The following is a 19,866-nucleotide window of genomic DNA, read 5'->3' on the forward strand; positions in this document are numbered from 1 at the left end:
GGACATGCCGGCCGCGATCGCGTCGGTCTTGGATCCTGCCGCGTGCGGCCACCCTAGAAATCAAAAGGTCGAACGCCAGCCGCCACCGATGCGTTGCCTGCACTCGAAACCAACCGAAGTTGGTCGGTGCTAATTTAGGAATTGCGCAATTTTATTGCCGAATACTGGGAATAGAAGTAGTGTGTCATAAAAATTACAAGCCAGTGTTGAGGAGAGAGCCCGATGGTTGCCGCCAAGAAACCTGCGTCCAACAACCGCGAATTTTCGGAAGTTCCCCTAATTCGCGCGCCATTAATCCAAGGTCTTGAGACCAAGCGGACAAAGGCTTCGCCTGATTTAGGGCCACTCAAGAACTTGCTTGGCGCCTGGGAGGCAAGAGGGACAGGCTGGAACATGATCGCCCTGCCGTTCTCCAAATCCACAGCGCCGCCGGCGGCGTTCAAATTCCGCGTGTTGATGAACCAATACAGCGAAATACTGCAGTTTACCTTCGTGGACGATGGTGTGCCCAATCGCGGCTTGATGAGACCCGGTAAAAACGAGTCGGACCAGCGAACGGCCACTGTGGATTATCAGCAGGTTATCAGGCAGGTCGCCGCAGAAGATCGGCCGAACAGCGGCGGTTTGGCCGGATCGGTCAACGACGCAATACACCACGAACCCGGCCTGTGGCTCTTCGATAAAAACCTGCGTTCTACGACTGATATATTCGACGGCGCGGTTGCCACCGAGTCCGAACTGGATGTCGCGCGTTTGGCTTCAATTCCTCACGGAAACTCGGTGCTGGCACTCGGCAGATCTGCCGTCCACAATGGAATGCCCGCAATTCCACCCTTGACTGGACTACCTTCGGGAAGGTTCGAGGACGTATCAACTCCGGACTACGATTTTCGTGATCCAGTGAAACCGGATCCGTATCTGGAGCCATACAGGCACTACATAGCCAATCCGTTCATGGGGAATGTAACTGTTCCTGGCTTTCCCGGTTTCAGCCCGGCGGACATGAACCAGATTCTTCGGTTCGCGAACCGGGGTGTCAACATCCTTCGGACGACGACTTTGACGGTGGACACAACGATACGCAGTGGAGGGATCTCCAGCACCCCCTTCTCCAAACGCGAGGCTGATCCCGTCAGCATGAAATCGACGTTCTGGATTCAGGAACTCGCCGAGCGGGACGAACGCGGCAATCCTCGGCTGCGTTTGCAATATTCTCAGGTCGTAATGCTCAACTTTTTTGCGCCGCGGGAGGACGGACTGCCCGAACGGGCCGCCTGGCCCCATGTCAGCATCGCGACACTCAACAAGATCGATGACAATCCAGATCTGGTCGCCGTCTGATCAAGGAGGACTGCCTGCCGGACCCTGCAATTCGCGCGCGGTCAGCCTGGGGGCGGTCCTTGCCCCTCCTCGCGGCCTTCGCCTTGGCGTTGCGGCGGGCATGGACGATCTCGTCGAGCACATAGCCGTCCTGATCGACGGCGCGCCAGAGACAGTTTCTCCTCCCGCCGATCGTCACGACCACTTCGTCCAGATGCCAGACATCGCTCCGGTTTGGCGGCTTTCGACGCAAACGGCCGGCATAGTCCGGACCGAACTTCTTCGCCCAACAACGGATCGTGTCATAGGAAACGACGATACCGCGCTCAAACAGCATCTCTTCCACCAGGCGCAGGCTCAGCGGAAATCGGAAGTTGAGCCACATCGCATGGGCGATCACAGAAGGCGGGAAACGATGACGCTTGTAACTGACAGCGGGCTGGATCATGACCGCCAACTAGCAGCCAACACTTCAACTCCGGTTAACCTGACATCACCCGGCGGGCTCGTCAGCGCGGGAAGCGTGGGGTGAATTGCGGCCGCGACGACGGTCGCCCCCAGGCCCAACTGTAACGGGTGCCGACGCGGAAGGAGAAGGGAAGGGAACGAGCGTATCATGGTTGCCTCCTGGAGGCCCGCTCGGCGTCAGTGTTGGCGCCCGATCTCGCGGGGTGACCGCATAACAACCGGCGTCTAGGAACGTTCCCGATCCTTTTCCGTCCGTCGCCCGGGCTTTCAGCTCGAGCAATAGCTTGGTGCTTTTGTACTGGCAGTCCGACGCGATTATTCTTCGATCAGACGCTTTTCTCCCGGGGGGAGCCCCTGCTCGATCAACCTGTCGAGGTAGTCGTTGTAAGGACTGCCTTCATAGAAGGGGTAGGCCGCCTCCCGCACGTATTCCGCATTCAGGTTTGGAAATTTCTTCAAAGCATTAGAGATCCAGATCCTCACTTCATCGGTATTGCCCGCCCTGAGGGCGAGCAACGCTGCCCCAATGAATGGATAATAGGTTGTCCGTTCGAAGGACGCGCCTTCCCGTAGATGCATCCGGGCCGTTGAGAGGTCCTCGGGCTCGCCTCTCAGCATTAAGCCAATACCAAGCAGCGTTTTGAACGCAAACAAAGACGGATCGTGAGGACTGAGATCAATGGCATTTTGTGCGGCTCTAATCGTCGTATCGGCGTCTCTGAGCCGAACGGCCGCCATTCCATGTGCAAAGTGAAGAAACGCGTAGTTGGGATTCAATGTAAGGCCCAGTTCAGCGACAGGCAGGGCCTCAGCCGCTCGCCCGTCCACTGTAAGAAGGAGTGACATCATCGCGTAAGCGATATCATTCCGCCTATCGATTTCTAAGGCTTTCGTGGCGAACGACAACCCTTCTTTAACAGCGACAGGCACGTCAGCGGCACGTCCCCAAAGGACGAGCGCGTATCTGTGACGCGCTAGATAGGCATAGGGCAGTGCAAAATTCGCATCGTGTTCGAGCGCTTGTCGAAGGAGCTTTTCGGCCGCGACTTGAGAACCTGCTTCGAAGGAAAGCAATTCAGCAAGGCCGCGGTGACAAAGTTCCCAAGCAGTAAGGTTGTCCGTCGATTTTGCGAGGGCGAGATTCCGTTCGTGTGCTCCCAGCTCGGGTTCTATGCCTGCAACAATCCGGCGCGTTATCTCATCCTGCACGTCAAAAAAATCGGCGATGGGACGATCCCACCGTTCGGCCCAGATGTGTGCCCCGGACAGCGCGTCGATTAGCTGTACAGTGATCCTCAACCGATCAGCTGACCGCCGAACCGATCCTTCCACGACATAGCGCACACCAAGTTCCCGAGCGATATTACGCACGTCCTTGGCCGCACCCTTGTAGGCGAAAGTTGAGTTGCGGGCGATAACGAACAACCATCGAAAGCGACCTAGTTCCGTGATGACGTCTTCGACCAGTCCGTCGACAAAGAAGTCTTGATCGGGCGTGGAAGAAAAATTCTGAAACGGGAGAACCGCGATTGATGCACGCCCCGGGCTAGAGCGCCGAGCCGGACTGGGCGCCGTGCCGTCTACCTCGACCTGCCACACGTCAATTGGCTCGGGGATGTTTTTAACGGACTGCGGCCCAAGCCACGTCAACCCAGCCTCTATCTTGCCGTGCACTTGATCGTAGATTGCGCGAGATATGCAGATGCCTCCGGCGGGTGCGATGGTTTCCAAACGCGCAGTGATGTTGACGCAGTCGCCAAGAATGTCGTCCCCATCGATCACCACGTCCCCCAAATGAATACCGATGCGGAAACGCAGCCGCCGGTCTTCCCCTTGAGGAGCCTCGCGCGAGATCAAGTTGCGCTGCATAAGAAGAGCCGCTCTTGCCGCCAACACTGGCGATGGAAAATCGACCAGGAGCCCGTCGCCCATGGTTTTGACGATGCGGCCACCGCCATCCATTATCGCCGGGTCAATCACATAGGTTCGTGCATCACGAAGTCTCGAAATGGTGCCTTCCTCGTCCGCCGCCATGAGACGAGAATAGCCGACCAAATCGGCAGCCATTATTGTGGTTAGCCGACGTTCCACGATTGCCCCTCCGCCAAGGAAATACAGTATCTGCTGATAAGCCGATGCGAAAGCGGTCTTGAACCGCGCCAATCAGGACAAGTGGGAAAATCCAGATCGAAAGTGCTGATTTGGCATGGTGGTGGGCCCGGCAGGACTCGAACCTGCGACCAATCAGGTCTCAGCCGACGGCTCTAACGACAGGAGGACCACCTCGACTACTGCCTCGTTCTGGAAGTTGGTCGGGCCATGCTGGCCGCGATACAGATTGCTATCGAAAAAGTGAGATTTGAGCTATACTAAATATGAGGATTTAGTATAGCGAAGCAGCGTGAAGCAGATCGATCTTATGTATCGCACCATGACCGCCGAACTTGGTCAACGGCTGCTCGATGCTTCCTTTTCGGCCGACCTCCCGGTTGAAGGCCGCTTCGTCGGGGTCAACAATAAGGGCCGGAAATACTGGTATTTCGACCAGCCGCCGGAGGGGGAGGGGTATCGCCAACAGCGCCGCTATGTTGGACCGGCCGACGATCCAGAGATCAACAAACGGGTCGAGGACTTCAAGGCGATCAAAGATGACGCCAAAGCTCGCCGCAAATTCGTTTCGACGCTCGTTCGTGAGGCTGGTTTGCCGGAACCGGATCGCTTTACGGGCGATGTCGTCGAAGCTCTTGCCAATGCCGGAATCTTCCGCCTACGGGCCTGCCTCGTTGGATCCGTCGCCTTCTCGACCTATGCGGGACATCTTGGCGTCCGTCTGCCTGCTGCGTCATTCCAGACCGGAAATGCCGACTTCGTCCAGGACTATGCGATCTCGGCCGAAGTAGAGGACAACCTTCCACCTATTCTCGAAATCCTGAAGGGCCTCGATCCGACATTCCGGCCGGTCATGCATCGCTCGGGGTCGCCGCGTGTGACCGGCTTCATCAATCGCAGCGGCTACAAGGTCGAGTTCCTGACCGGAAACAGGGGATCAGATGACCACATGGACAAACCGGCCGACATGCCCGCCCTTGGTGGAGCCTCGGCCGAACCGCTGAGATTCCTGGACTTCCTGATCTATGAGCCGATCAGAGCCGTCATGCTGCACAAGTCAGGCATCAGCGTGATCGTACCAGCTCCGGAGCGCTACGCGGTCCACAAGCTGATCGTCGCCAGCCGCCGCATCGTTGACACGCTTGGTTCCGCGAAACGAGACAAGGACTTGAGGCAGGCCGTTCTCCTGTTCGAAGCACTCGATGTCGTCAATCGGCTCAATGAGCTGTCGGACGCACTGCATGAGGCATGGGAGAGGGGAGAGGCCTGGCGCTCCGCGATCAGGACCGGGATCGGCTATATGAGCCGTGCTGATCGTGCGAAGACGGAAGCGTTGTTCAAGGAACTCGGCGTCGATCCACTTAAGGAAGATAGGTGAGGGACGGCCATGAGTGTGAACAGGCGACGTGCGGTATCGTGGTCTGTTCGGATCCAGGCGGAAAGGCGCTCCCTGAGGAGATCCGACCCTTCGTTATGGACGGCTCTGCGGCCCATATCGATCGCCTCCAAGCGATATGGGTCCGAGGCTAATGCCGCGCTCAGATGTGCCTCGCAGATCATTGCGTAGTCCTTCATGACCCGCCTGAAGGGTGTGAGCGACAAGATATGCGAGACGATCGGGACGTCGTCTTGCGTCAATATCTGGAAGGATAGCTTCGCGTCCCGCGTGGATAGCCGCAATTTGTAAGGACCGTGCTCTCGGCCGATCAGCTCAAACAGATTGCTTTCTAGCAAATCTGCGATCGCCACCGACTGTTCGCGCTCAAAACCCGCGTCAAGGCGGGCTTCCGCTCGGTCAATTTGAACGGCGCAAAGGTGGTTACGTCCTGCGCTCATAGGCAGTCCCAGAGGCTCCCTGCCGTCGGTAACATCATTCGATGCGCCGAAGTCGATGGTAGAGGTTCGAGTATTTCAGACCCTCAGGGCTCTCCCTGATCTCCTGCAGGTAGTAGTTGACGGCAACCCGGATGAGTTCGAAGTCCTCGTTAGAGAACACTGCGCGAGAACGCTGTGGCTCAGGAATGGTCAAGGTTTCGATTGTTTCCATCATTATAGTTCCTTCTCAAGGCAGAGGAGGCGGCCCGCGCCTCCTCTGCCACTGATGCCTCAGTGGTGGCGATCAAGCCGCGAACTGGTTCATCGTGTTGTGCTCGCCGGCCGCCTTTAGAGCCGCTTCGCCCGAGAAGTACTCTTTGTGATCATCGCCGATATCGGAGCCGGACATGTTCTGGTGCTTCACGCAGGCGATACCCTGGCGAATTTCCTTCCGTTGGACACCTGCGACGTACCCAAGCATGCCCTGTTCGCCGAAGTACTCCTTGGCGAGGTTATCGGTGGAAAGCGCTGCTGTGTGATAGGTCGGCAGGGTGATCAGGTGATGGAAAATGCCTGCGCGCTGCGCCGCATCGTGCTGGAACGTCCGGATACGCTCGTCGGCCTCGGCCCCAAGCTCGGTGGCGTCATACTCGGCGCTCATCAGCTTGCTGCGGTCGTACGCGCTCACGTCCTTGCCCTGTTCCTTCCAGGCGTCGAATACCTGCTGGCGGAAGTTGAGCGTCCAGTTGAACGACGGCGAGTTGTTGTAGACGAGTTTCGCGTTCGGAATAACCTCACGCACCCGGTCGACCATGCCGGCGATCTGCTCGATATGCGGCTTCTCGGTCTCGATCCACAGGAGGTCGGCGCCATTTTGCAGCGCATTGATGCAATCAAGAACGCAGCGTTCGGCGCCCGTGCCTTCGCGGAACTGGAAGAGGTTCGATCGGAGCCGCTTAGGCTTCAAGACCTTGCCCGCGCGGGTGATCAGGACGTCGCCGTTAAGCGCCTGACCGGGCTCGACTTCGTCGCAATCCAGGAAGGCGTTGTACTGGTCGCCGATGTCGCCGTCCTTCGCCGAGAAAGCGATCTGCTTGGTCAGGCCGGCGCCGAGTGAATCGGTGCGGGCGACGATGATCCCGTCGTCGACGCCAAGCTCGAGAAACGCGTATCGCAGAGCCCGGATCTTGGCCACGAAATCCTCGTGGGGGACGGTGACCTTACCGTCCTGGTGACCACATTGCTTTTCGTCAGAGACCTGGTTCTCGATCTGCAGTGCGCAGGCGCCGGCTTCGATCATCTTCTTGGCGAGCAGGTAGGTTGCCTCGGCATTGCCAAATCCAGCGTCGATATCGGCGATGATCGGCACAACGTGGGTCTGGTAGGTGTCGACCGAGTTCTGCAGTTGACGTTCGCGAACGGTGTCACCAGCGGCGCGAGCCTTGTCGATTTCGCGGAACAACATTCCCAGTTCCCGCGCGTCGGCCTGCCGCAGGAAAGTATAGAGTTCTTCGATCAACGCCGAAACGCTGGTCTTTTCATGCATGGACTGGTCGGGCAGGGGGCCAAATTCGGACCTGAGGGCGGCGACCATCCAGCCCGATAGGTAGAGGTAACGACGGTCCGTGTTACCGAAGTGCTTTTTGATCGAAATGATCTTCTGCTGTCCGATGAACCCGTGCCAGCAGCCAAGCGACTGCGTGTACTTCGCCGGGTCCTCGTCGTAGGCGGCCATGTCCTTGCGCATGATCGCTGCGGTATATTTTGCGATGTCAAGCCCGGTCTGAAAACGATTCTGGAGGCGCATCCGTGCCACCGCTTCTGCAGTGACGCCGGTCCACTTCTCGTTCGATGCGATGAGCTTTTCTGCTTCTTCCACAAGGCTTTGATACGACATTGTTCCTCCGAAAGTCGTCATGCTGCGTTGCGGAAACCATAGGCATGATTTGGTGCGGCGCGAGGGGCTCCGGTGTCACGTTGTCAAACTTTACAACAGTTCCTTGTAATGTTGTAATGCCCGTCATGGAAAAGCACGGTGTGTATCTCGGGCCGCGACTTCGAAGGCTCCGACGCGATCTGGGATTGACGCAGGCAGAGATGGCCGGAGATCTCGATATCTCGCCATCGTACGTCGCTTTGATGGAGGGAAATCAGCGCCCCGTCACGGCGGAAACGCTCCTGCGTCTCGCCAAGGCCTATAAGATCGATTTTTCCGATTTTGCCAATGACGCCGGCCCTGACCTGGTTACACGCCTGCAGGGCGTTGTGAGGGACCCGATCCTCAGCGACGTCGACTTCGGGTCGTTGGAGATCGCCGATGTCGCCCACAGCTTTCCGGCATTCGCCGAAGCAATGTTGAGGCTCCATACCGCCTACAAGGAGGGGCAGTTCGCGCTCGCCGACAAACGCCAATATTCGTCAAATGGGGAGGGCGCGGGCCCCGGAGATCCGATAACCGCGGTCCGCAGCTTCTTGTCCGCGCGGCGGAACTTTTTTCCGGTGCTCGATGCGGCCTCTGAAAAACTCTCCGTCAGAATTGCAGAGAAAGGCGGTCTGATCGCCTATCTCGAAGCTGGACACAATCTCAAGGTCCGCCGTTTGCCTTCGGAGGTCATGGTCGGCTCACTCCGGCGTCTGGACTGGCACCGCAAGGAGCTTTTGCTCAGCGAGGCGCTCGATCAATCGAGCCTGAACTTCCAGATCGCGTTGCAGCTTGCCTATCTGGAACTTGAGCCGGAAATTCAGTCGGCCGTCGATGAAGGAAACTTCGACACCCCGAATGCGGTACGGCTAGCCCATCGGGCGATTGCGGCTTACGCGGCCGCTGCGATTGTCATGCCATATGCGGCGTTCGCGAAAGCCGTCGAAAGCCGGCGCTACGACGTCGAGGTCCTCTCCCGGCAATTCAGCGTCAGTTTCGAACAGACCGCACACCGCCTCACCACGCTTCAAAAGCCTGGCCAGGAGCGTATACCGTTCTTTTTCATCAAGGTTGACGTCGCCGGCAACGTTTCAAAGCGGTTGAACAGCGGCGCCTTTCCGTTCGCCCGTCATGGCGGGGGCTGTCCGCTGTGGACGGTGCATCAGGTGTTCACAACTCCGAGGCGGGTTGTAACTCAGTGGCTGGAACTGCCGGACGGCCAGCGCTTCTTCTCAATCGCGCGGACCGTGCATGCCGGCGGGGGCCGTTATGGCCTCCCGAGTGTCGAGCGGGCGATTGCGATCGTCTGCGAGGCTCAATACGCAGATCGCCTCGTCTACAGTCGCAATCATCCACAGGCCGATGAACCCACGCCGATCGGCATCGCTTGCCAGCTCTGTCATCGCACAGGTTGCACGTCTCGATCGGAGCCTCCGATTGGTCGCCAGCTCCTTCCCGACAACTACCGTCGGACCGAGGCACCGTTTGGTTTCTCGGATGCCTGAAAGGCCGTGTGGATCGGATCTAGGCGCATAGCGCACCGATTACATCCGGCCGCTTCGCCAGCACCGATCAGGCTCCGGCAACGTCTATAGCTGTGGTTTGTTGAGGAGTAGGACGGAGCGCAATCGTTCCGTTGGGGCAGATGCTCTTGCGCCGGACGATGTGAGTTTCCAGATAGGCTTCGAAAGCGTCGACGGGTCGAGCGCTCATAGACGGTGACGTCGAAGCCGGCGCGGTGGAGCAGTGTTGCGGCAAACAATCCGCCAAGCGAGCCACCGACGATGATAATGCGGGAGCGTGTCATGACGATCTCCTTCGTTTGGTGGGTGTTCAGTTCGCGCGCCGGCCCACGGCCCGAAGTTGAAGGACGGTGGCGACGAGGGAGAACCCGATACCGAGGGCGCTGACGGCGGACCATCCGCCGCCTTTCCAGGCCAGCATGGATGTGGCCGAGCCGAGGGCGCCGCCGAGGAACATCGATCCCATCAGCACGGTGTTGAGGCGAGCGCGGGCGGCCGGGTGCAACGCGAACACGATATGCTGGTTGGAGACCAAGGCGCCCTGCATGCCGAAATCGAGCAGGATGACGCCGACCATCAGGCCGATCAGCGAACTCCAGATGCCGAGCACGATCCAGGATGCGAGTGTCACGACCGCGCCGAGCATCACGGCGCCCGCTGCACCATGCTTGTCGGCGAAACGGCCGGCGAGCGGAGCCGCGAGAATTCCGACTGTGCCGAGCAGGCCGAAGAGGCCGGCGATATCTGCGCCCATGTCGAATGCGGGTTGCTCGAGGCGGAAGGCCAGGACGGTCCAGAAAACGGAGAACGCCGCAAACAGCGCTGCCTGCGTCACCGCGGCAAGGCGGAGCGCCGGGAACTCGACCCAGAGATGGCCGATGGAGCCTAGCAGATGACGATAGGCCATCTTCGTGTCCGGTGCGCTGCGCGGCAGGAGTGCTGCCATCAGGCCCGCGGCTGCCAGAGCGATGGGCACGGCGAGCCAGAACATTTCCCGCCAGCCGGCATGGGCGGCGACGAAACCTGCGAGCGTGCGGCTCAGCAAAATGCCTGTGAGCAGTCCCGCCATGACCGTGCCAACGGTTGCACCACGGCGTTCGGGTGCTGCCAGATGCGCGGCGAAGGGGACGATCTGTTGGGCAACGGTGGACACGAATCCGATCGCCAACGAAGCGAGCAAGAGCGACAGCGCGCTTGGCGCAATGGCCGCAAGACCGAGCGCGGCCGCCAGCAGGGCGAATTGCGCGATGATCAGCCGGCGACGCTCGACGAGATCGCCGAGCGGAACGAGGAGGAAGAGGCCGAGCGCGTAACCGAGTTGGGTCGCTGTCGGGATCGCGCTGGAGAGACTGCCGGGCAGCTCCCGCTGGACCACCGCCAGCATGGGCTGGCTGTAGTAGATATTGGCGACCGCGATCCCGGCTGCCGCCGCCATGGCGAAAGTCGAACCAAGACCGAGACGGTTCTTGGAATTTGCATCGTTGCCGGTGGCGTCTTGGACTGACATGGGCCATCTCCTCCTGCCTCCCCGGCTGGGCGGGAGGCCAAATGAATGTCGATGGCCAGAAAATACGGACCCGGCGAGATTGTTATAGTGGCGCAGCTGGATAGGGCTGTGTATCAATATTCGTTACGATGGATTTCGATGCACTGACCCTTTTAATTGAGACGACCACCGCCGGCAGTCTGGCGGAGGCGGCGCGCCGACTACGGCTTTCGCCGATGAAGGCTACGCGGCTAATTTCCGGGCTTGAGGAAGAGCTGGGTGTTCGTCTCCTCCACCGCACCACCCGAGCACTCTCCCTGACGGATGATGGGCTTGCTTTCCTGCCCCATGCGAAGGTGCTTCTGGACGAGCGCGCAGCGGCTCTAGCGAGTGTGCAAGGCGCCGGTGTCCAGCCCACAGGCCTGTTGCGGCTCAGCGCCTCGTTGGCCTTCGGCCGGCAGGTTGCTGCCCCTTTGGTCGTCGACTTCATGCGAGCCTGGCCGCAGGTGCAGGTCGATCTGAAATTGACCGACACGGTCATCGACATCGTGGCCGATGGCATCGACCTCGCCATCCGCATCGCGGAGCTGCGCGACAGTGACCTGATCGCGCGACGGGTGGCCGACAATCCCCGCCTACTCGTCGCCTCCCCCGCCTATATCGAGCAGTTCGGCGCGCCGGCTTCATTATCAGACCTCTCACGCCATGAATGTCTCACCAACACTGCCATGGCGCATTGGTCCTTTCGATCACAGGGTCGGAGCCGGGTGATAAAGGTGGGCGGACGTTTCACGGCCAATTCGATCGATGCGATCCACGAGGCCTGTCGTGGTGGCCTCGGAATTGGCTATCTGTCTCGCTGGGATGTTGCGGCAGACCTTGCCAACGGTGCGTTGCGGGAGATCTCACTCGGCGATGCGGCACCCGAGCCGCTCGCCATCTGGGCTGTCTATCCCAGCCGCCACATGGTGCCGGCGAAAGTCAAATTCTTCATTGACGCACTAGCGGAACGACTGAAGAGCGCCGGTTACCTCTCCGCATCTTCGAACCGATAGCGCTCCGCGAAGCTGGGCGCATCGTCAACGCTTGGATATTCGCGCGCCAGCGCAGTCGTGGTTGATCTCCCAAAAGCGGGCGGCTGGAAAACTCGCGACCTGCGGCGCGGGATCGGTCCTCGACGCGCCGGAACGTCTGCAGGCGTGATGGTCAGAAGGGCGTATCCCGGACGGCCATCAGCAATCTCAAATCGCCGCAGTCCCGATGATGGACGCCGCCAATCCGCAGAGGCCGAGAAACAGCAGATCGGCCCGACACCCTTCGCAGATACGGGCGGTTGTCGGGGTGATCTCCACCGCCGGGCCGAGGTTCTTGTCCCCTGGTTCTTGGCCGTGGTCTCCGGGATGTCCTATCTGGCGCCGATGCCGCCGACGTTCTGCCGCGCCAGTACGCAGTCGTGGTTATGCGATCAGCGCTTCTCCAGCAGGTGTCGGCAGCATAGTCTCGCCGTGCCCCTCTACGCCCAGAGTTCCGCCGCATCCTTCAAAGCTGGGGATGCGCGACTGCCCCGCCTTCGCGCGGGGCTCTCTTCTTGGTCTGTTCCCATTTCGTGCGTGCATGTGCAGGATCGCATAATGTATCGACTGGAAAGGCGCGCGTTCGTCGTGCGCGCGACGACCAGAGCCCCCGCCTGGATGGACGCGGAGCGGCCGGTATCTGCGTATCTCCATAGGATCGCCACCACGACCTGCGAATTGCCAGACCTTGGAGGCTGTATTCAACTCACGTCACTGCCGATCAACGAAAGGCCAACTGAACCTTCATGGCTTGGCTGCGGTCGCCGGCCAGATCGAAGGCCTCGACGACGCGGTCGACTGGATAGGTATGGCTGATTAGTGGGGAGAGGTCGACGCGCTGGCTCGAGATGAGGCCGACGGCCTCGCCGAATTCGGCATCGAAGCGGAAACTGCCGACAACGACCAGTTCCTTCGTGACGACAGAAGGAAGCGGGAAGGTAATCGCGCCGCCAAGGCCGACTGCAACCAGCGTGCCGCGCGGGCGAAGGCACTCGGTGGCGGTGGCGACCGCCGCCGGATGGCCGGAACAGTCGAAAGCAACATCGATCCGCCCTTCGCCGGCTTTGTAGCGGTCGAGGCCGGTGGAATCCGAGCCGTTGATGACGATCTCGTCGGCGCCGAGGCGTTCGGCGACCTTCAGAGGTTCGGCGACGACATCACAGGCAATGACCCGTTGTGCGCCGGCAAGCCGGGCGGCGGCTATGGTCAGGCAGCCGATGGGGCCACAGCCCGAAACGAGCACCGTCTTGCCGAGGAGGGACCCTGCCTGCTTGACGGCGTGCAGGCAAACCGCGAAGGGTTCGGCAAGCGCCGCAAGCCCGGCATCGACTCCGGGGCCGACCGGATGGAGCAAATGCGCCGGAACGATCAGTGCCTCGCGGAAAAGCCCTTGCGCATGGGGAAAGCGCATGGCGCTGCCGCGGAACAGCATGTCGTTGCAGTGGTTGCGAAAGCCGCGCTGGCACTCCTCGCAGCGGCCGCAGGGCAGCGACGGATTGATGGCGACAAGATCGCCGGCCGCAAGCCCGGTCACATCCTTGCCGAGCGCGGCGACGGTGCCGGATGCCTCATGGCCGAGGATCATCGGTTCGCGCAGGCGCACGGTGCCGAAGCCGCCATTGTGGTAATAGTGGAGGTCCGAACCGCAGATGCCGCCGGCGGCGACATGGACGAGAACCTCGCCTTCGCCGGGGCCGGCCTCGTCGGGACGATCCTCCAGCCGGAGGTCATGGGCTGCATGGGCGACGACGGTGCGCATCGCAAGTCTCCTCAAAGAACCGACAGCATGCCGCCGTCGACGAAGATCATCTGGCCGTTGACGTAGTCGGAGGCCGGTGCGGAAAGGAACACGGCGGCGCCCACCAGTTCTTCCGGCTTACCCCAGCGCGCGGCGGGCGTGCGGCCCTTTACCCAGGCGTCGAATTGCGGATTGTTGATCAGCGCCTCGTTCATGTCAGTCAGCATGTAGCCGGGGCCGATGGCGTTGGCCTGGATGCCGTCCTTGGCCCATTCAGCGGCCATGCCCTTGGTCAGCATCTTCACTCCGCCCTTGGCCACCGTATAGGGGATGACGGTGGCGCGGGCGAGCTCGCTGGTCAGCGAACCGATATTGACAATCTTGCCGTAGCCGCGTGGGATCATGCGGCGGGCGGCCTCGCGGCCGATCAGGAAGGCGCTGGTGAGGTTGGTGTCGATGACGCGCTGCCAGTCGGCAAGCGCAAGCTCGACCATCGGCTGGCGATGCTGGATGCCGGCATTGTTGACGAGGATATCGATCGCCAGCCCCTCAGCATCGAAGCGCTCGAAGGTGCGGACGACATCGGCCTCGCTGGTCACGTCGAAGGCGGCCTCGAAGACGGTGTAGCCGTCGGCGCGCATGGCATTCGCCGCCTCTGCGACCGCCTCTGCCGAACGACCGTTCAGCACGATTTGCGCGCCCGCGTCGCCCAGTCCGCGGGCGATGGCGTTGCCGAGGCCGCGCGTCGAGCCGGTCACGAGGGCGGTGCGGCCGTAAAGGTCGAAAAGCCGGTTGGTCATGGCGGGCTCCTTACAGTTCGGACTTGCGACAAGTGAGGTCGGCACGCTCGAAGACGGCGGGCAGGAGGTCGACACCGAGGCCGGGACCATCCATCGGCAGGACATAGCCGTCCTTGATGGTCGGAACGACCGTCACCAGTTCCTTGTACCAACCGGTATAGAAGGCGCGCACGGATTCCTGGATCAGCGTGTTCGGCTGGCTGAAGGAGGCGTGGATGGCTGCGGCGAAGCCGACCGGGCCGGTGCAATCATGCGGGGCGAAGGGGCGGTGATAGGTATCTGCGAGCGCCGCGATCTTGCGGCCTTCCGTCAGGCCGCCCGTCCAGCAGAGGTCCACCATGGCGATATGCGTGGCGTCGCGCTCCAGCATGTCCTTGTAGGGGAAGCGCGAGCCGAGTGTTTCGCTGGCGCAGACCCAGACATCCGTCGAGGCGGCATATTCGGCCAGCGCTTGCGGCGAATTCATTCGGATCGGATCTTCGTACCAGGTCGGCGCGTAGGGTTCGAGCGCGCGCGCGATCTTCTTGGCGGTCGGCAGATTCCAGAGCGAGTGGAACTCGACCATGATCTCCATGCGGTCGCCGACGCGCTTGCGGATCTTCTCGAAGGGCTCGATCGCCGTCTTCATCTGCTCGGCGGAGATGAAGAGGCCGCGGTTTTCTTGAGCGGCCGGATCGAAGGGCCAGATCTTCATGGCGGAAATGCCGTTTTCGAGCAGGTTCTCCGCCAACGCCCCGGCATCCGTCATGAAGCTGGCGAGGTCCTCGTAGGGACCTTCGGCAGCGCCGAGGTTCCAGGTGTCGACGGGGCGGATGTTATTGCTGCGGACATAACCGTAACCGGCGCAGGTGTTGTAGACGCGCAGCTTGTCTGTGCACAGTCCGCCGAGCATCTGGTGGACCGGCTGGTCGCAAACCTTGCCGAACAGGTCCCACAGCGCGATGTCGATGGCCGAGGCCGCGCGGTATTCCGCACCCGTCGAGGACTGCGCCATCGGCAGATCGGTCATGACCCGGTTCAGCGCCTCGACACGCAGCGGGTCCTGTCCGAGAAGGCGCGCTGCCAGCGTATCGTGGATGTGGGCCTCGACGGCGCCGGCGCCATAGAAGGTTTCGCCAAGGCCGATCGTGCCGGCGTCCGTGTGGACGCGAACCCAAAGGACATTGGCGAATTCCTCGGTGCGCAACGTTTCCAATGCCGTGATCTTCACCTGTTCCTCCTCCGTGCCCGTCCGCAAACACCGATGCGGCGGCCACGCGCCCATTTCAGAAATCATGTCCAACGCAATTGACATGCGATGATATTTTGTGAAATATCACAGCACGATTGCAATAGCCCTCGGGAAAGTTTTTTGCAAGAGACGATGCGGGTGGAAAAAGAAGATAAAACGCGAAGCACGTCGCCCGCCGGCATGGAAGGGGTGTGGTCGCTTGAGCTGAGCCGCGATCTGACGACGGTCGCCTATGAGCGCATCGAGGAGCTCTTCGTTACGATGCGGATCGCGCCGGGCGAGGAAATCCGTACGCAGGACCTTCAGGCCATGGTAGATCTTGGTCGCACGCCGGTCCATCAGGCGGTGCGTCGCCTTGCTGCCGAAACGCTTCTGGAGATTCGTCCGCGTAATGGGCTACGTGTCACGCCGATCGACCTTTCGCGTGAGAAGCGTCTGGCCGAACTGCGCCGTGACCTTAACCGTTTCGTGACATCGACCGCCATCCGCAACATAACGGCCAATGACCGAGCGGCTTTGCACTATCTACGTCGCAAGCTCGCCGCTGAGCTTGACGAGCTGTCGCTGGACGCTTTCAACGCCATCGACAAATCCTTCGACCGACTGGTGATCCGCGCATCCGGCGAGCGCTTTCTTGATCGTGTGCTAAGCCCCTTGCACGCCATCGCACGCCGCATCGGCTTCCTGCATATCAACCAAATCAGCGGCCGTGATGGTATCGTCGGCAGTGCCGAGCGGCATCTTGCAATAATGGACTTCATCCTCGCGGGTGAGGAGGATAAGGCGTGCGCCGCGTCAGATGAGCTGGTGGGATACGGCATCGGGATGCTGCGGGAGCTGGAAGAGCAGGTTGATCCGGCATTGCTAGACGTTCGGTTTTCCGTTCGTTCCAGCAAGACGTCATGGACAGCGCCGGAGGCTGACCAAGGCAAGCCAGCCACGAGCTAACAATCGAAAAGCCAAGTCGGATACTCACGGGAGGAGTTTAATATGAAGCGTTTTCTTATTGGCACTACATTTGCCGTTGTCGCGGCCATCGGCCTTGCCAGCACTGCGCTTGCGCAGGAATTCTCGTTTCGCTTCCAGTCTTCGGACCCGGCGGGCAACCCGAACTTCGAATATCAGAAGGGCTGGACGGATCTGGTTGCCGAGCGCTCAGGCGGCAAGGTGAAGATCGAACTCCTGCCGGTCGGCTCGGTCGTCGAGTACAACGAAACGCTCGACGCGGTTGCCGGCGGCATCCTGGATGGTCAGATTTGCGACTCGTCCTATTGGGCCGGCAAGGACCCGGCTTTCGGCCTGATCTCCAATCCGGTCGGGGCCTGGTCCGATCCGGCGCAGATGATCGATTTCGTGGAGAACGGCGGTGGCAAGGAAATCATGCAGGAATTGCTCGGCTCCTACGGCCTGCATTTTATCGGCGTTTCCACTCCGGGCCTGGAAGCGTTCGTCTCGCGTGTGCCGCTCGATGGTGTCGATGATCTCAAGGGGCTGAAGATGCGTGCCCCGGAAGGTCCGATTGCCAACGTTTTTGCAGCCGCTGGCGCCGCCCCGGTCAACCTGCCGTCCTCCGAAGTCTATACCTCGATCGACAAGGGCGTGGTCGATGCGGCTGACTATTCCGTGTTCTCGGTCAACCAGGCACAGGGCCTCAACGGTGCTGCGAAACATCCGGTGTACCCGGGCTTCCACTCGCTGCCGCTCGTCGAGGTCTCGATGAACAAGGCGAAGTGGGACGCGCTGCCGGATGATCTCAAAAAGATGCTTGAGGAAACTGTCAAGGAATTCCAGCAGACCCAGATCAACGGTCTCAAGGCCGCCGACCAGAAGGCCGTGGAGGCCGCCAAGGCCGAAGGGTCGATCACGATCCACGATTGGTCGGCCGAGGAGCGTGCCAAGTTTCGCAAGCTTGGGGTCGCCGAATGGGAGAACATCGCGAAACGCTCGCCGATGGCCCAGAAGGTGTTTGACACCCTGACTGCCTACCTGAAGGAAAAGGGCCTGCTCTGACCAATTCCATGCGGCGGCCCGCTCCGGGCCGTCGTTTTCTCGTGCCGAGGAGGAGGGGCATGACAAGAGACACGTTTTCAGAGGACGCCGAGGCCGCGATGGGCGCCGAGGTCGTCGGGGCCGTTCCAGAAGCCGGCATACTTGGGCGTCTGATCGACAAGGTCGGCTATGTCTTCGCGATCGGCATCGTGCTCGCAGCGCTCATACTGCTTCTGGAAGTGTTCCTGCGCTACGTGTTGAACAGCCCGACGATCTGGGCCCACGAGACGACAGTCTTCCTTTGCGGTGTGGCTTTCGTCTTCGGCGGTCTCTATTGCACCGCCCGCAACACCCATATTCGCGTCGTCCTGCTCTATGATCATTTCTCCCCCCGCGCGCGCCGGATCGCCGATATCGTCATTTCGCTTGTCAGCGCCCTTGCCAGCGGCTTCTTCGCCTTTGCCGCCTATCACATGGTCGAACGGGCTGTGATCACCCCTTCCGGCGAGGTCCGCCTGGAGACGACCGGCAGTGCCTGGAGCCCGCCGACGCCGGCCCTGATCAAGATCTTCATCCTCGTGGTATTGATCCTTCTCGTCGTGCAGTTCCTGATTCTTGCCGTCAACTACGCCAAGCGAGCCTCAAAGGACTGATCGATGGCCGATTTCCTTGATTTAAGCATCAATCTGCAGGCGCTCGGCATCGGCTGGGGCACGCTGCTCATGTTCGCGATGATGGTTGGCCTGCTGCTTTCCGGCATGCCGCTCGCCTTCGTCACGCTGCTCGTGGCGCTCATCTTCGCGCTCGGCTGGTTCGGTCCGATGTCGATCCCGCTCATTACGAGCCGCGTTTATTCCTTCGTGATGAACTTCGTGTTCGTTTCGGTGCCGATGTTCGTGCTGATGGCGGCGATCCTCGACCGCTCCGGCATCGCACGCGACCTTTTTGACGCGATGAAGCTTTTTGCCGGCCGCATACGCGGCGGCGTTGCGGTGCAAACCGTCTTCGTGTCGGTGATCCTCGCCGCCATGAGCGGTATCATCGGCGGCGAGATCGTCCTTCTCGGCCTTATCGCGCTGCCGCAGATGCTGCGTCTCGGATATGATCGCAACTTGGCGATCGGCGTCGTCTGCGCGGGCGGTTCGCTCGGCACGATGATCCCGCCCTCCATCGTCCTCATCATCTATGGCCTGACTGCGAACGTTTCTATCGGTGAACTGTTCACGGCAGCCTTCCTGCCTGGCTTCATGCTGGCAATGTTCTATGTTGCCTATATTCTCGTCCGGGCATACTTCACGCCCGGCGTCGTGCCGCCGGTGGATACGACGCCGATCCCAACGCAAGAGAAACTCCGGCTCCTTAAGGGTCTTGCCCTGCCGGTGCTCGTCGTCTTCGTCGTTCTCGGTTCGATATACGGCGGCATCGCGTCCGTAACGGAAGCCTCCGCTATCGGGGTCGGCGGGGTCATCCTTTCGACCATTCTGCGTGGGGAGTTCTCATATAAGCTGCTGCGCGATGCGGCGATGCAGACGCTATCGACTGTGGGCATGATCGTCTGGATCGGTATCGGTGCTACAGCCATCGTCGGCGTCTACAACCTGATGGGAGGCGTGAATTTCGTTTCTGGCATGATCACCGGCATTTCCGATAATCCGACTGTGATCGTGCTGGTGATGATGTTGATCCTGTTCGTGCTGGGCGCCTTTCTCGACTGGGTCGGGATCGCACTTCTCACGATGCCAATCTTTGTACCAATCATCAAGTCGCTCGGCATGGACCCGGTCTGGTTCGGCGTTCTCTTCTGCATGAACATGCAAGTGTCGTTCCTGTCGCCGCCCTTTGGGCCGGCCGCCTTCTACCTGAAGTCAGTGGCCCCTTCGGGCATTACGCTGGGGATCATCTTCCGGGCTCTTGTGCCGTTCATCATGTTACAGATCCTCGCCGTCGCCATGTTGATCGCGTTCCCGGGCATTACCGGACGATAACTAACCCATGTCTCCTTCAATCGTAGTCGATTGACGGTGTCGTTTGGCAGTTATCCGTCAGGACCATACAACTGGCCGATACGTAGACCTCGCTCCCGAGGGACTGCGGCATTTAAGCCTTAGCCAAATAGGCTCGTTGGGGAGGAGAGCTGGGCGTGACCGTGGTTCCGCCAAGACGAAGAACATCGAGCGGCTCTCTGTTCGTCGAACATAGCCTCGGTGCGGAATAAGATCCGAGGGTCTCGGTTATCACGGCGGGTCTGGTTGCCGATGCCTCCGGGTCCAATGTTAACCCGGGACATCCTAACCGAAGTGCAACACGCCGGTTTTCAGGGTAGGGGTTCAACCTCCCTCTTGCAAATGTGCCCGGAACACTTCGGCCGGCGTCCTGTAGTCGAGGCACTTTCG

The 19,866-nt window shown here is 60.4% G+C and carries 17 protein-coding genes and 1 pseudogene; 8 read left to right on the top strand and 10 right to left on the bottom strand.

Going from position 1 to position 19,866, the window contains the following annotated elements; translation table 11 throughout:
- The first annotated feature begins 222 nt into the window (after positions 1-222).
- The gene (locus C1A35_RS34480) at positions 223-1,341 is read left to right on the top strand and encodes a heme-binding protein (protein ID WP_104668731.1); all 1,119 of its coding nucleotides are present in this window, start codon (positions 223-225) and stop codon (positions 1,339-1,341) included.
- A gap of 64 nt (positions 1,342-1,405) precedes the next feature.
- On the opposite strand, the pseudogene C1A35_RS34485 reads toward C1A35_RS34480, so the two are convergent.
- Positions 1,406-1,768: pseudogene (locus C1A35_RS34485) on the bottom strand (IS6 family transposase); the annotation flags it as partial.
- A gap of 335 nt (positions 1,769-2,103) precedes the next feature.
- Entirely contained in the window at positions 2,104-3,855 is a 1,752-nt protein-coding gene (locus C1A35_RS34490; RefSeq protein ID WP_234823121.1) for an adenylate/guanylate cyclase domain-containing protein, read from the bottom strand.
- A gap of 334 nt (positions 3,856-4,189) precedes the next feature.
- Between C1A35_RS34490 and C1A35_RS34495 the strand changes: the two genes are divergently transcribed.
- Entirely contained in the window at positions 4,190-5,275 is a 1,086-nt protein-coding gene (locus tag C1A35_RS34495; protein ID WP_104668733.1) for a nucleotidyltransferase family protein, read from the top strand.
- Here the strand turns inward: C1A35_RS34495 and C1A35_RS34500 are convergent.
- The 3 genes from C1A35_RS34500 to C1A35_RS34510 form a co-directional block, all read right to left on the bottom strand.
- Positions 5,194-5,733 (bottom strand): UPF0262 family protein, encoded by a 540-nt coding sequence (locus tag C1A35_RS34500; RefSeq protein WP_104668734.1) that lies wholly within the window; start codon positions 5,731-5,733, stop codon positions 5,194-5,196. The two genes, C1A35_RS34495 and C1A35_RS34500, sit on opposite strands and share 82 nt — an antisense overlap.
- A gap of 34 nt (positions 5,734-5,767) precedes the next feature.
- Positions 5,768-5,947 carry a hypothetical protein gene (locus C1A35_RS34505; RefSeq protein WP_104668735.1) on the bottom strand — a complete coding sequence of 60 codons (180 nt, stop codon included), beginning with the start codon at positions 5,945-5,947 and terminating at the stop codon, positions 5,768-5,770.
- 69 nt (positions 5,948-6,016) lie between these two features.
- Entirely contained in the window at positions 6,017-7,609 is a 1,593-nt protein-coding gene (locus tag C1A35_RS34510) for an isocitrate lyase (RefSeq protein ID WP_104668736.1), read from the bottom strand.
- A 125-nt stretch (positions 7,610-7,734) separates the two neighbouring features.
- Here C1A35_RS34510 and C1A35_RS34515 point away from each other — a divergent pair, with 125 nt between their 5' ends.
- Entirely contained in the window at positions 7,735-9,138 is a 1,404-nt protein-coding gene (locus C1A35_RS34515; protein ID WP_104668745.1) for a helix-turn-helix domain-containing protein, read from the top strand.
- Here C1A35_RS34515 and C1A35_RS36255 read toward each other — a convergent pair.
- Together C1A35_RS36255 and C1A35_RS34525 are read right to left on the bottom strand one after the other, a co-directional pair.
- Positions 9,096-9,554: an NAD(P)-binding protein gene (locus tag C1A35_RS36255; RefSeq protein ID WP_337442012.1), complete on the bottom strand. Its 459-nt coding sequence runs from the start codon at positions 9,552-9,554 to the stop codon at positions 9,096-9,098. The genes C1A35_RS34515 and C1A35_RS36255 overlap by 43 nt on opposite strands.
- A complete protein-coding gene (locus C1A35_RS34525) occupies positions 9,467-10,663 on the bottom strand; it encodes an MFS transporter (protein ID WP_199773107.1) in 1,197 nt (398 codons plus the stop codon). The genes C1A35_RS36255 and C1A35_RS34525 overlap by 88 nt, the downstream gene beginning before the upstream one ends.
- Before the next feature lie 128 nt (positions 10,664-10,791).
- Between C1A35_RS34525 and C1A35_RS34530 the strand changes: the two genes are divergently transcribed.
- A complete protein-coding gene (locus C1A35_RS34530) occupies positions 10,792-11,697 on the top strand; it encodes a LysR family transcriptional regulator (protein ID WP_104668737.1) in 906 nt (301 codons plus the stop codon).
- Positions 11,698-12,436: 739 nt separating this feature from the next.
- Here C1A35_RS34530 and C1A35_RS34535 read toward each other — a convergent pair.
- From C1A35_RS34535 to C1A35_RS34545, 3 genes are read right to left on the bottom strand one after another with little or no spacing between them, the layout of a single operon-like run.
- Entirely contained in the window at positions 12,437-13,474 is a 1,038-nt protein-coding gene (locus tag C1A35_RS34535; protein WP_104668738.1) for an L-idonate 5-dehydrogenase, read from the bottom strand.
- A gap of 11 nt (positions 13,475-13,485) precedes the next feature.
- Entirely contained in the window at positions 13,486-14,253 is a 768-nt protein-coding gene (locus tag C1A35_RS34540; RefSeq protein WP_104668739.1) for an SDR family oxidoreductase, read from the bottom strand.
- 10 nt (positions 14,254-14,263) lie between these two features.
- Entirely contained in the window at positions 14,264-15,463 is a 1,200-nt protein-coding gene (locus C1A35_RS34545) for a mandelate racemase/muconate lactonizing enzyme family protein (protein WP_199773108.1), read from the bottom strand.
- 141 nt (positions 15,464-15,604) lie between these two features.
- Here C1A35_RS34545 and C1A35_RS34550 point away from each other — a divergent pair, with 141 nt between their 5' ends.
- From C1A35_RS34550 to C1A35_RS34565, 4 genes are read left to right on the top strand one after another with little or no spacing between them, the layout of a single operon-like run.
- Complete coding sequence (locus C1A35_RS34550; RefSeq protein WP_199773109.1) at positions 15,605-16,432, top strand: GntR family transcriptional regulator; 828 nt, start codon at positions 15,605-15,607, stop codon at positions 16,430-16,432.
- A 42-nt stretch (positions 16,433-16,474) separates the two neighbouring features.
- Positions 16,475-17,494, top strand: coding sequence for a TRAP transporter substrate-binding protein (locus C1A35_RS34555; RefSeq protein ID WP_104668742.1), 1,020 nt, complete (start codon positions 16,475-16,477; stop codon positions 17,492-17,494).
- A gap of 59 nt (positions 17,495-17,553) precedes the next feature.
- Positions 17,554-18,126 carry a TRAP transporter small permease subunit gene (locus C1A35_RS34560; RefSeq protein ID WP_104668743.1) on the top strand — a complete coding sequence of 191 codons (573 nt, stop codon included), beginning with the start codon at positions 17,554-17,556 and terminating at the stop codon, positions 18,124-18,126.
- Between the two features lie 3 nt (positions 18,127-18,129).
- Positions 18,130-19,458: a TRAP transporter large permease gene (locus C1A35_RS34565; protein ID WP_104668744.1), complete on the top strand. Its 1,329-nt coding sequence runs from the start codon at positions 18,130-18,132 to the stop codon at positions 19,456-19,458.
- Positions 19,459-19,866 lie beyond the last annotated feature (408 nt).

Origin of the sequence: Ensifer adhaerens, from assembly GCF_002940685.1 — a bacterium.
Lineage (GTDB): Bacteria > Pseudomonadota > Alphaproteobacteria > Rhizobiales > Rhizobiaceae > Ensifer > Ensifer adhaerens_E.

Bases quoted from the DNA above. Each gene is read 5' to 3' on its own strand.
- C1A35_RS34480 (WP_104668731.1), top strand. From the start codon at position 223: ATGGTTGCCGCCAAGAAACCTGCGTCCAACAACCGCGAATTTTCGGAA.
- C1A35_RS34490 (WP_234823121.1), bottom strand. From the start codon at position 3,855: ATGGCTGCCGATTTGGTCGGCTATTCTCGTCTCATGGCGGCGGACGAG.
- C1A35_RS34500 (WP_104668734.1), bottom strand. From the start codon at position 5,733: ATGAGCGCAGGACGTAACCACCTTTGCGCCGTTCAAATTGACCGAGCG.
- C1A35_RS34505 (WP_104668735.1), bottom strand. From the start codon at position 5,947: ATGATGGAAACAATCGAAACCTTGACCATTCCTGAGCCACAGCGTTCT.
- C1A35_RS34510 (WP_104668736.1), bottom strand. From the start codon at position 7,609: ATGTCGTATCAAAGCCTTGTGGAAGAAGCAGAAAAGCTCATCGCATCG.
- C1A35_RS34515 (WP_104668745.1), top strand. From the start codon at position 7,735: ATGGAAAAGCACGGTGTGTATCTCGGGCCGCGACTTCGAAGGCTCCGA.
- C1A35_RS36255 (WP_337442012.1), bottom strand. From the start codon at position 9,554: ATGGTCCGCCGTCAGCGCCCTCGGTATCGGGTTCTCCCTCGTCGCCAC.
- C1A35_RS34525 (WP_199773107.1), bottom strand. From the start codon at position 10,663: ATGTCAGTCCAAGACGCCACCGGCAACGATGCAAATTCCAAGAACCGT.
- C1A35_RS34530 (WP_104668737.1), top strand. From the start codon at position 10,792: ATGGATTTCGATGCACTGACCCTTTTAATTGAGACGACCACCGCCGGC.
- C1A35_RS34535 (WP_104668738.1), bottom strand. From the start codon at position 13,474: ATGCGCACCGTCGTCGCCCATGCAGCCCATGACCTCCGGCTGGAGGAT.
- C1A35_RS34540 (WP_104668739.1), bottom strand. From the start codon at position 14,253: ATGACCAACCGGCTTTTCGACCTTTACGGCCGCACCGCCCTCGTGACC.
- C1A35_RS34555 (WP_104668742.1), top strand. From the start codon at position 16,475: ATGAAGCGTTTTCTTATTGGCACTACATTTGCCGTTGTCGCGGCCATC.
- C1A35_RS34560 (WP_104668743.1), top strand. From the start codon at position 17,554: ATGACAAGAGACACGTTTTCAGAGGACGCCGAGGCCGCGATGGGCGCC.
- C1A35_RS34565 (WP_104668744.1), top strand. From the start codon at position 18,130: ATGGCCGATTTCCTTGATTTAAGCATCAATCTGCAGGCGCTCGGCATC.